14 protein-coding genes are annotated in these 11,133 nt (G+C 63.4%); all 14 read left to right on the top strand.

Annotated elements, in window-relative coordinates; all coding sequences use genetic code 11:
- The first annotated feature begins 13 nt into the window (after positions 1–13).
- Positions 14–280, top strand: a complete 267-nt coding sequence (locus HB675_RS17055; RefSeq protein WP_213879598.1) for a hypothetical protein — start codon at positions 14–16, stop codon at positions 278–280.
- Positions 277–747 (top strand): copper chaperone PCu(A)C, encoded by a 471-nt coding sequence (locus HB675_RS17050; protein ID WP_213879596.1) that lies wholly within the window; start codon positions 277–279, stop codon positions 745–747. The genes HB675_RS17055 and HB675_RS17050 overlap by 4 nt, the downstream gene beginning before the upstream one ends.
- A 3-nt stretch (positions 748–750) precedes the next feature.
- Entirely contained in the window at positions 751–1,191 is a 441-nt protein-coding gene (locus tag HB675_RS17045) for a DUF2946 domain-containing protein (RefSeq protein WP_213879594.1), read from the top strand.
- Positions 1,192–1,281: 90 nt separating this feature from the next.
- Positions 1,282–2,664, top strand: a complete 1,383-nt coding sequence (locus tag HB675_RS17040) for a PepSY domain-containing protein (protein WP_213879592.1) — start codon at positions 1,282–1,284, stop codon at positions 2,662–2,664.
- 209 nt (positions 2,665–2,873) lie between these two features.
- Entirely contained in the window at positions 2,874–4,139 is a 1,266-nt protein-coding gene (gene urtA / locus HB675_RS17035) for an urea ABC transporter substrate-binding protein (protein WP_213879590.1), read from the top strand.
- Positions 4,140–4,281: 142 nt separating this feature from the next.
- Positions 4,282–5,853: an urea ABC transporter permease subunit UrtB gene (gene urtB / locus HB675_RS17030; protein ID WP_213879588.1), complete on the top strand. Its 1,572-nt coding sequence runs from the start codon at positions 4,282–4,284 to the stop codon at positions 5,851–5,853.
- Positions 5,853–6,932 (top strand): urea ABC transporter permease subunit UrtC, encoded by a 1,080-nt coding sequence (gene urtC, locus HB675_RS17025; RefSeq protein ID WP_213879586.1) that lies wholly within the window; start codon positions 5,853–5,855, stop codon positions 6,930–6,932. Before urtB ends, urtC begins: the two co-directional genes overlap by 1 nt.
- A 2-nt stretch (positions 6,933–6,934) precedes the next feature.
- Entirely contained in the window at positions 6,935–7,789 is an 855-nt protein-coding gene (gene urtD / locus HB675_RS17020) for an urea ABC transporter ATP-binding protein UrtD (protein WP_213879735.1), read from the top strand.
- A 30-nt stretch (positions 7,790–7,819) separates the two neighbouring features.
- Positions 7,820–8,518 (top strand): urea ABC transporter ATP-binding subunit UrtE, encoded by a 699-nt coding sequence (urtE, locus tag HB675_RS17015; RefSeq protein WP_213879584.1) that lies wholly within the window; start codon positions 7,820–7,822, stop codon positions 8,516–8,518.
- A 30-nt stretch (positions 8,519–8,548) separates the two neighbouring features.
- A complete protein-coding gene (locus HB675_RS17010) occupies positions 8,549–9,388 on the top strand; it encodes an urease accessory protein UreD (RefSeq protein ID WP_213879582.1) in 840 nt (279 codons plus the stop codon).
- A 45-nt stretch (positions 9,389–9,433) separates the two neighbouring features.
- Entirely contained in the window at positions 9,434–9,736 is a 303-nt protein-coding gene (locus HB675_RS17005; protein ID WP_213879580.1) for an urease subunit gamma, read from the top strand.
- A gap of 9 nt (positions 9,737–9,745) precedes the next feature.
- On the top strand, positions 9,746–10,270 hold the full coding sequence (locus HB675_RS17000) for a GNAT family N-acetyltransferase (RefSeq protein WP_213879578.1): 525 nt from the start codon (positions 9,746–9,748) through the stop codon (positions 10,268–10,270).
- Between the two features lie 6 nt (positions 10,271–10,276).
- Complete coding sequence (locus HB675_RS16995) at positions 10,277–10,810, top strand: GNAT family N-acetyltransferase (RefSeq protein ID WP_213879577.1); 534 nt, start codon at positions 10,277–10,279, stop codon at positions 10,808–10,810.
- Positions 10,807–11,112, top strand: a complete 306-nt coding sequence (locus tag HB675_RS16990; RefSeq protein ID WP_213879575.1) for an urease subunit beta — start codon at positions 10,807–10,809, stop codon at positions 11,110–11,112. The genes HB675_RS16995 and HB675_RS16990 overlap by 4 nt, the downstream gene beginning before the upstream one ends.
- The last annotated feature ends 21 nt before the right edge of the window (positions 11,113–11,133 follow it).

The following is an 11,133-nucleotide window of genomic DNA, read 5'->3' as shown; positions in this document are numbered from 1 at the left end:
ACAAGCTTGTCTGGTGAGCGATGATTATAAAGAGATTCCACTCAAGAAAAATCCCGTGCAACATTCAATTACATATAAATATGAGCAAGCCGTACGCCTCCTACCAGATAGAAAAGCAAGACAGTTCAAATCTACAATCGTATTCGCCTCTTACTGGCGTACGCCATTGATCCATTCCAGCCATTTAGTTCTGAAGAGCTTCCACCCAGGCATCACCTCTGGCTTAATGGCGCACACGCCAAGCCTGCCCACTGGCGACACCCTGATGGATACCCCATGACCCGATTTCGGCATGCCTGCAACGCCCTGCTTTGCCTGGCTTCACTGCTCGCACTGCCTGCCCGCGCCAATGATTTTGCGGTCGGCAACCTGCACATCCTGCAACCCTGGTCCCAGGAGCTGCCGCCCAACGCGCCCACCGTTGCGGTCTACCTGACCCTCGACAACCAGGGCATGGGGGCCGACCGCCTGCTCGGGGTCGATACGCCGATTGCCGGGCAAGCGGAGATCCATGCGCACGTCGATCAGGACGGCATGATGAAAATGCAGAAGGTCGACGACGGTGTCATCGTTGCGCCCGGCACCCGCGTGGCCTTTGCGCCCATGGGCTACCACATCATGTTGATGCAGCTGAACGGCCCGTTGCGCGATGGCCAATACTTCCCGCTGGTGCTGCACTTCGAAAAGGCCGGGGACATCAGCGTCGATGTCGATGTGCTCAAGGTCCCGCCGGTGGACCCTCGCTGATCGATGAACGCCGTTGACCGGGGAACTCGCCGCCAGCACCTGACGCATCGACGCGCCAGCTGGCTGGGTGTGTTCGCCATGCTGATGATGTTCATCGGCCCGCTGATCTCCCAGTCGCTGCCCATGGCGCCGAGCGCGGCCATGGCGATGGCGATGGCGATGGACATGAGCATGGACATGTCCATGCCGATGCCGGCCGCCGAGAGCCGCGCGAACGGGCAGCACGCCGACCACGATCATGCCCTGCACCCACTGTGGGAAAAGTGCGGTTACTGCAGCCTGTTCTTCCACACGCCCGCGCTGCCGCATACCGCTATGTTCTTCGCCGCTGCGCAGCCCGGCCACAGCCCTGTCACCGCCGATGCACCGCAGCCCGGCTACGCTGGCCAGGCCATCTTTCCCGGTGCCCGCACCCGCGCGCCGCCCTCGCTCCGTCACGTCTGAACCCACTTGAACCCGCCACGCTGCTGCGCCGCTCCCCAGAGCGGCGTAGCCAGTGTGCGTTCGCCTGACCGACCTTGACGGAGCGCTCCCGTGAGCACGCGTAAAACCTCGTTCTACAACCTCGCCTGGCGCTGGCACTTTTATGCCGGCCTGTTCGTTGCACCTTTCATGATCCTGCTGGCCGTGACCGGCCTTATCTACCTGTTCAAGCCGCAGCTGGACCCCTTGATGTATCGCCCGTTGCTGATCGTGCCGGTCGCCGAGCAGCGCCTGAGCGCCGACCAGTTGCTGGATAACGTGCAACGCGCCTACCCCCACGACAGCATCAGCGAGTATCTGCCGCCCGCCGCCGCCGACCGCAGCGGGCAATTCGGGGTCAAGGCGCAAGGGCGCGAGCTGAATGTGTTCGTCGACCCCTACCGGGGCGACGTGCTCGGCCAGCAGGATGCCCGGTTCAACTTGCAGGCCGTGGCGAGAGCACTGCACGGCGAATTGATGATCGGCACCGTCGGCGACCGCCTGGTGGAACTGGCCGCCGGCTGGGGCATCGTGCTGGTGGTCTCGGGCCTGTACCTGTGGTGGCCTCGGGGCAGCGGCGCCAGCGGCATACTGTGGCCACGCTGGCGCGCTCGCGGGCGCGCACTGTGGCGGGACCTGCATGCCGTGGCGGGCTTCTGGGGCTCACTGTTGTTACTGTTCATGCTGCTCAGCGGCATGACCTGGACCGGTTTCTGGGGCAAGCAGTTCGCCAACGTCTGGAACCAGTTCCCGGCGGCCATGTGGAACGCCGTGCCCACGTCCGACCTGGAAGCCAAGAGCCTCAACAAGGCTGCGCGACAGACCGTGCCATGGGCGATGGAAAACACCCCGATGCCCATGTCGATGCCGGCGGGCGCCCACGCCGAGCACATGCAGCACGCCGCTACGCCGGTCGGCCCCGCCGCGCCGCAGATCAGCCTGCAAAGCGTGATGGACACCGCGATGCAGCAGGGCGTGGGCCCCGGCTACAGCATCACCTTGCCCACCACCGCGACCGGAGTGTTCACCGTCGCACTGTTCGCCGACGACCCACGGCATGACGCCACCCTGCACATCGACCAATACACCGGCCAGGTGCTGGCCGACGTGCGCTGGCAGCACTATGGAAATGTCGCCCGCGCCACGGAAATGGGCGTGATGCTGCACGAAGGCAAACTCTTGGGGCCCCTCAACCAGTGGGGCATTGCGCTGGTGTGCCTGTTGATCCTGATCAGTGCAGCCAGCGGCCTGGTGATCTGGTGGCAACGCCGCCCTCAAGGGGGGCTGGGTGTGCCCCTTTTACGACACGACCTCCCTCGCTGGAAGACCGCCGTCGTGGTCATGCTGGGGCTGGGCCTCGCCTTTCCCCTGGTCGGCGTCTCCATGTTGATCGTCTGGACAGCCGACAGGGCCGTACTTTCCCGGGCCAGGCGCGCACCGGCAAAGCTGTGCTAGCAATTTGCGCAGATAACGCACCAGCCTGACGCACGCGCGTGCACAGGAACACTTTCGAGGCACCACGGCGGTGCGCCTTGCGCGCGCTGACGGCGGTGCCTGCGACGGCGCCGGGGCCCTGCCCCCTTTCGGCACATCCCTTGCAAACACCTGCACGGAGAGTTCGCCATCTGCCCCACTAAAAAAACACAGTAAATGGAGATTGCACAATGAAGCGTCGCAGCTTGATCAAGGCTTTCACTCTGACGGCGTCCATCGCCGCGATGGGCATGAGCTGGACAGTACAGGCGGCCGAGACCATCAAGGTCGGTATCCTGCACTCGCTGTCCGGGACCATGGCAATTTCCGAAACCTCTCTCAAAGACATGGCGTTGATGACCATCGACGAGATCAACGCCAAGGGCGGCGTCAACGGCAAGATGCTTGAGCCAGTCGTTGTCGACCCTGCCTCCAACTGGCCGCTGTTCGCGGAGAAAGCCCGTCAGTTGATCACCCAGGACAAGGTCGCCGTGGTGTTCGGCTGCTGGACGTCGGTATCCCGTAAATCGGTGCTGCCGGTGTTCGAGGAGCTCAACAGCCTGTTGTTCTACCCCGTGCAGTACGAAGGCGAAGAGATGTCGCCTAACGTGTTCTACACTGGCGCCGCACCCAACCAGCAGGCCATCCCTGCCGTCGAGTACCTGATGAGCGAAGACGGCGGCGCGGCCAAGCGCTTCTTCCTGCTGGGCACCGACTACGTCTACCCGCGCACCACCAACAAGATTCTGCGCGCGTTCCTGCACTCCAAAGGCGTGAAGGACAGCGACATCGAAGAGGTCTACACCCCGTTCGGCCACGCCGACTATCAAACCATCGTAGCGAACATCAAGAAGTTCTCGGCCGGTGGCAAGACCGCAGTGATCTCCACGGTTAACGGCGACTCCAACGTGCCGTTCTACAAGGAACTGGCCAACCAAGGCCTGAAAGCAACCGACGTACCGGTAGTGGCCTTCTCGGTAGGCGAAGAAGAACTGCGCGGCATCGACACCAAGCCATTGGTGGGCAACCTCGCGGCCTGGAACTACTTCGAATCGGTGGAAAACCCGGTCAACAAGAAGTTTGTCGCCGATTGGAAGGCCTACGCCAAGAAACACAACCTGCCCAACGCCGACACCGTCGTGACCAACGACCCGATGGAAGCCACCTATGTGGGCATCCACATGTGGGCCCAGGCGGCCGAGAAGGCCAAGTCCACCGATGTCGACAAGGTTCGCGAAGCCATGGCCGGCCAGACCTTCGCCGCGCCGTCGGGCTTTACCCTGACCATGGACAAGACCAACCACCACCTGCACAAGCCGGTGATGATCGGCGAGATCGAGGACAACGGTCAGTTCAACGTGGTCTGGCAGACCAAGGAACCGATCCGCGCCCAGCCGTGGAGCCCGTACATCCCAGGCAACGACAAGAAACCTGACTATGCGGTGAAGAGCAACTAAGCCTGGTTCACTGTCCGCAGGGCTGACCCTCGCCCCTGCAGGACCGAGCTCGCTCGGGAAGAACGACCACCCGTTCCCGAGCAAGCTCGGCCCTATAGGGACGTACCCGCTGCAATCAAGAGACGCACACAGGACACCGCCAATGCCCAGCGCCCTCACCCGCTTCCTCCTGTCCCTCACCTTGCTGCTGCCGCTGGTAGCCCATGCAGGTGACGCCGACGACTTTGTCACCGCGGATTCCAGCCAGCAAGCCACACTGCTGGAAACCTGGTCCGCTGAGCCCGTGCCCCAGCGTCTGGACTTTCTCCTGGCCTTGCAGGACGGCCGCGTGGCCGTCGATGACAACAAGCACCCCTTCATCGAAACCGCCGACAAAATGGTCGGCATCGACGGCCCCGCTGCCGCCGTGGAACCGGTGCGCAAGCTGCGCCTGAACAACCGCCTGCGCGGCCTGACCGACACCGCCGTGGCCAGCCATCAACTGCTGTCCAACGACGACACGATCCGCCTGGCTGCCGCTCAGCAACTGCAACGTGGCGCGCGCCCCAACCAACTCGGCCTGCTCGACCATCAGGTCGCTGGCGAGAAGAACAAGAAGGTCAAGGCCGCCCTGAGCCTGGCCCTGGCCAACCTGCAACTGGTCGACCCCGACCCGGCCGTACGCCTGGCGGCTGTACGCTTGCTGGGTGAAACCGGCGACCCCATGGCCCTGACCCGCCTGCAGACCTTGCAGGCCCCCGACGCCGAGACCGACGCCGGTGTGCGCACCGCCGTGGAAACCAGCGTGGTGCAGATCAAGCGCCAGTTGATGATCGGCGACATCCTCGGCGAGGCTTTCAGCGGTCTCTCGCTGGGTTCGATCCTGCTGCTCGCGGCCTTGGGCCTGGCGATCACCTTCGGCCTGCTGGGGGTGATCAATATGGCCCACGGCGAGATGCTGATGCTCGGCGCCTACTCCACCTATGTGGTGCAGGTGCTGTTCCAGCGTTTCGCGCCGGGCGCCATCGAGTACTACCCCTTGATCGCTCTGCCCGTGGCGTTCTTCGTCACCGCTGGCATCGGCATGGCGCTGGAGCGCACCATTATTCGCCACCTCTACGGCCGGCCGCTGGAAACCCTGCTGGCCACCTGGGGCATCAGCCTGATGCTGATCCAGGCCGTGCGTCTGGCTTTCGGCGCGCAGAACGTCGAAGTGGCCAACCCCGAATGGCTGTCGGGTGGCATTCAAGTCATGCCGAACCTGGTGCTGCCGTACAACCGTATCGTCATCATCGTCTTTGCCCTGGCCGTGGTAGTGCTGACCTGGCTGCTGCTGAACAAGACGCGCCTGGGCCTGAACGTGCGGGCCGTCACCCAGAATCGCAACATGGCCGCCTGCTGTGGCGTGCCCACCGGGCGGGTCGACATGCTCGCGTTCGGCCTTGGTTCGGGCATTGCCGGGCTCGGTGGCGTGGCCCTGAGCCAGATCGGCAACGTCGGCCCGGACCTCGGGCAAAGTTACATCATCGACTCCTTCCTGGTGGTGGTGCTGGGCGGCGTCGGGCAACTGGCCGGTAGCGTCTCGGCGGCCTTCGGCCTGGGCATCGCCAACAAGATTCTCGAACCGCAGATCGGTGCGGTGCTGGGCAAGATCCTCATCCTTGCGCTGATCATTCTGTTTATCCAGAAACGCCCGCAAGGCCTCTTCGCACTGAAAGGACGGGTGATCGACTGATGAACCAGCCACTGATGATCACGGCCGCGCAAAAGGCCGGCCCCAAATACACCCTGGCCATCGGCGCGGTGATACTGGTGTTGCTGGTGGCGCTGGCCTTGTTGTCGCTGTTGCCGGCCGATAACAGCCTGCAAGTATCAGCCTACACCTTGACCCTGGTGGGCAAGATTCTCTGTTACGCCATCGTTGCCCTGGCCCTGGACCTGGTCTGGGGCTATGCGGGGCTGCTGTCCCTGGGCCACGGTCTGTTCTTCGCCCTGGGCGGCTATGCCATGGGCATGTACCTGATGCGCGAGGCCGCCGGCGATGGTTTGCCAGCCTTCATGACCTTTCTGTCGTGGACCGAGCTGCCGTGGTACTGGGTGGGCACCAACCATTTCCTCTGGGCCATGTGCCTGGTGGTGCTGGCGCCCGGTCTGCTGGCACTGGTGTTCGGCTTTTTCGCGTTTCGCTCGCGGATCAAGGGCGTGTACTTTTCCATCATGACCCAGGCGCTGACCTTCGCCGGCATGCTGCTGTTTTTCCGCAACGAGACCGGCTTTGGCGGCAACAATGGTTTTACCAACTTTCGCAGCATCCTGGGTTTCAGCATCACCTCCCAAGGCACCCGTGCGGTGCTGTTCCTCCTCACTGTCGCCTTGCTGGTGGGCAGCCTGCTACTGGGCTGGCGTCTGGCCGCGAGCAAGTTCGGGCGGGTGTTGACCGCCCTGCGTGACGCCGAGAACCGGCTGATGTTCTGCGGCTACGACCCGCGCGGCTTCAAGCTGTTTGTCTGGGTGCTGAGTGCGGTGTTGTGCGGTCTGGCCGGTGCGTTGTATGTGCCGCAGGTGGGCATCATCAACCCCAGCGAAATGTCGCCGACCAACTCCATCGAGGCCGCCGTGTGGGTCGCCCTTGGCGGGCGTGGCACGCTGATCGGGCCGCTGCTGGGGGCCGGCGTGGTCAACGGTATGAAGAGCTGGTTCACCGTGGCGTTTCCCGAGTATTGGCTGTTCTTCCTCGGCGCGCTGTTCATCATTGTCACGTTGTACCTGCCCAAGGGTGTGATCGGCCTGATCAAGAAAAGGGGTGAGCAATGAGAATCACACCAACGCCCGAATTCATGCTGGAGCCGGTATTGGAGCCCAACAGCGATGCTGGCACCAGCCGCGATGCCATCGGCCTGGGGCAAAGCGCAGGCGAGGGACTGAACACCCGCCACGGCACGATCCTGACCCTGGAAGACATCAGCGTCAGTTTCGACGGCTTCAAGGCGCTCAACAACCTGAATCTGTACATCGGTGTCGGCGAGTTGCGCTGCATCATCGGCCCCAACGGCGCCGGCAAGACCACCATGATGGACGTGATCACCGGCAAGACCCGCCCCACCGAAGGCCAGGCCTGGTTCGGCGAGACCCTCGACCTCACCAGCCTGAGTGAGGTGCAGATCGCCCAGGCAGGCATCGGTCGCAAGTTTCAGAAGCCGACGGTATTCGAAGCGCTGACGGTGTTCGAAAACCTCGAGTTGGCGCAGAAGACCGACAAGTCCGTGTGGGCCAGCCTGCGCGCCAAACTAAGCGGCGAGCAGCACGACCGCATCGCCAGCGTGCTGGAAACCATCCGCCTGACGAGCTCGGTCAATCGTCCGGCCGGACTGCTCTCTCATGGCCAGAAACAGTTTCTGGAAATCGGCATGTTGCTGGTCCAGGACCCGCAGCTGTTGCTGCTGGACGAACCGGTGGCAGGCATGACCGACGCCGAGACCGAGTTCACCGCCGAGCTGTTCAAGACCCTGGCCGGCAAGCACTCGCTGATGGTGGTGGAGCACGACATGGGCTTTGTCGGCTCCATTGCCGACCATGTGACGGTGTTGCACCAGGGCAGTGTATTGGCCGAGGGCTCGCTGGAGCAGGTGCAGGCTGATGAACGAGTGATCGAGGTTTACCTCGGTCGCTGACTCGCCGCAAGATTCAAGGAGAATTCAGACATGCTGCAAGTCGACAAGCTTCATCAATACTACGGCGGCAGCCACATCCTGCGTGGCCTGTCCTTCGACGTGAAGATCGGCGAAGTGACGTGCCTGCTCGGGCGCAACGGCGTGGGCAAGACCACCCTGCTCAAATGCCTGATGGGGCTGATCCCGTCCAAGGAAGGCAACGTCAACTGGGACGGCAAGGCCATCACCGCCTTCAAACCTCACCAGCGCGTGCATGCCGGGATCGCCTACGTGCCCCAGGGACGCGAGATCTTCGGCCGCTTGACGGTGGAAGAGAATTTGCTGATGGGCCTGTCGCGCTTTCCGGGCGCCGAAGCCAAGGAAGTGCCAGCCTTCATCTACGAGCTGTTTCCGGTGCTGTTGCAGATGAAAAGCCGCCGGGGCGGTGACCTGTCCGGTGGCCAGCAGCAACAGCTGGCCATCGGACGCGCCCTGGCCAGCCGCCCGCGGCTGCTGATTCTCGACGAGCCCACCGAGGGCATCCAACCCTCGGTGATCAAGGAAATCGGTGCAGTGATCAAGAAGCTCGCGGCCCGTGGCGACATGGCCATCCTGCTGGTGGAGCAGTTCTACGACTTCGCCGCCGAGCTGGCTGACCAGTACCTGGTCATGTCCCGGGGCGAAATTGTTCAGCAAGGCCGCGGTGAAAACATGGAGGCCGAGGGTGTACGCGGTCTGGTCACCATTTAAACTGCCCCGAGCCTGTCTTGCGATGAAACCATGAATCTGCCTTTGACCACTGCCGTCTTCACCCCCAGCTGGCACGCCGAGCTGGAATTGGCCTACAGCCGCTTCAGCGACTGTACACGCCCCGTCCAGCGCCGCCACAAGGGTCCGCTGCGGGTGCAAAAACACCTCTACGCCGAAGGGCCCGAGGTGTGCCAGCACATCATTGTTCACCCGCCGGGCGGCATCGCCGGGGGCGATCGCCTGGACATCGACGTCAGTGTAGGCCCCGACGCCTGGGCACAATTGACCAGCCCCGGCGCAGCCAAATGGTACCGCGCGGCAGGCCCGGCCTATCAACAACTGAACCTGCGGGTGGCACCCGGCGGGACGCTGGAGTGGCTGCCCCAGGAGACCATCGTCTACAGCGCAGCCCAGGCCCAGCTGACCACCCGCATCGACCTGCAAGGCGATGCTCGTCTGCTCTACTGGGACATGGTCGCCCTCGGCCGTCCGGCTGCCGGCGAACGCTTCGACCTCGGGCACTTTCAGTCACGTCTGGACATCGCCCGCGACGGCCACTTGCTCTGGCACGAGCGCCAGCGCGTCGAAGGCAATGATGGCTTGCTCGACTCGCCTATTGGCCTGGCCGGCCAGCCGGTTTTCGCTACGCTGTTGATAACGGGGGAAATCGACGACACCTTGCTGCAACAGTGCCGTGAACTGCCTAACCGAGTGCGGGGCGACCTGAGCCAATTGCCGGGCCTGCTGGTGGCCCGCTGCCTGGCGGGCGAGGCGCTGCATGCCCGCGAGTGGCTGATTGCCTTGTGGACCCTGCTGCGCCCGGCATTGCTGGGCCGCGAGGCCATGGCGCCGCGTATCTGGGCCACCTGACCCCTTGCTCATTTTCCATTCACCGCCGATTGACCTGGAAGCTCCATGGACCTGACTCCACGCGAAAAAGACAAGATGCTGATTTTCACCGCCGGCCTGGTGGCCGAGCGCCGCCTGGCCCGAGGGCTGAAGCTCAACTACCCGGAAGCCATGGCACTGATCTCTGCCGCCCTGTTGGAAGGTGCTCGCGACGGCCAGACCGTGGCCGAACTGATGCACTACGGCACCACCCTGCTCAGCCGTGAGCAGGTGATGGAAGGCGTGCCGGAAATGATTCCGGAAATCCAGGTGGAAGCGACTTTCCCAGACGGGACCAAACTGGTCACCGTGCACCAACCGATCGCCTGAGGCGTAGTCATGAGTGTGATATTGCGCAATGCGCAGCCTGAAGACCTGCCCGCGATTCGCGACATCTACAACGATGCGGTGCTCAACACCACCTCGATCTGGAACGAGAAACAGGTGGACCTGGCCAACCGGCGTGCCTGGTTCGATGCCCGGCATCTGCAGGGCTACCCGATCCTGGTGGCCGTGGATGCCGATGGCACCGTGGTGGGCTATGCCTCGTTCGGCGACTGGCGCGCCTTCGAGGGCTACCGCTATACCGTCGAGCACTCGGTGTACGTGCGCAGCGACCAGCGCGGCCAGGGCATCGGCCCGCAGTTGATGACGCTGCTCATCGAACGCGCCCGCGAGGCGCGTAAACACGTGATGGTAGCGGCCATCGAAAGTGGCAACGCTGCTTCGATCCGCCTGCATGAGCGGCTGGGTTTCGTGGTCACCGGGCAGATGCCCCAGGTGGGCGTGAAATTCGGCCGCTGGCTCGACCTGACCTTCATGCAACTGCAGCTCAACCCCGGTGCCGAACCCTCCAAGGAGTAAGCCGCAATGAATCCCGCCCAACTGCGCCGCGTCAATACCGAGAGCTTTGCCCACTATCGCGCTGGCCTGATCGCGCTGTTGCTCGATGCCGTGGCCGACGGCGCCAGCGTGGGATTCATGGCGGACCTGGACGTGCCCCAGGCGGCACGCTACTTCGATGACGTGAAACACGCCGTGGAAGATGGCAGCCTGCTGCTGTGGGTGGTGGTGCGCGAGGAAGAGGTGGTCGCCAGTGTCCAGCTCGCCTTGTGCCAGAAACCCAACGGCCTCAACCGGGCCGAGGTGCAGAAGCTGCTGGTGCACACCAGCGCACGGCGCCGGGGGCTCGGTCAGCAATTGATGGAAGCGTTGGAGCAAGCTGCACGCCATTACAAGCGCGGGCTACTGTACCTCGACACCGAGGCGGGCTCCGGCGCCGAAGCGTTCTATCGCGCCTTGCACTACAACCGGGTGGGTGAACTGCCCAACTATTGCGCCTCTGCGCAGGGCGGCTACAAGCCGACCGCCATTTACTTCAAGACTCTGGGACAACCCGCATGATTCCTGGCCAATATCAGATCCAGCCCGGTGACATCGAACTCAACGCCGGCCGCAGGACCCTTGCCATCACCGTGGCCAACAGTGGCGACCGGCCGATTCAGGTCGGCTCGCACTATCACTTTTTTGAAACCAATGACGCACTGACCTTCGACCGTGCGCCCACCCGCGGCATGCGCCTGAACATTGCGGCGGGCACCGCCGTGCGCTTCGAGCCGGGGCAAAGCCGCGAGGTGGAACTGGTGGAGCTGGCCGGGCTGCGCCGGGTGTTCGGCTTTGCCGGCAGAGTGATGGGTGATCTCTGAACGCGCCAGTCCTAACGACTT

The organism is Pseudomonas sp. dw_358, from assembly GCF_018449655.1.
Lineage (GTDB): Bacteria > Pseudomonadota > Gammaproteobacteria > Pseudomonadales > Pseudomonadaceae > Aquipseudomonas.
This window is presented reverse-complemented; position numbering and strand designations above follow the sequence as displayed.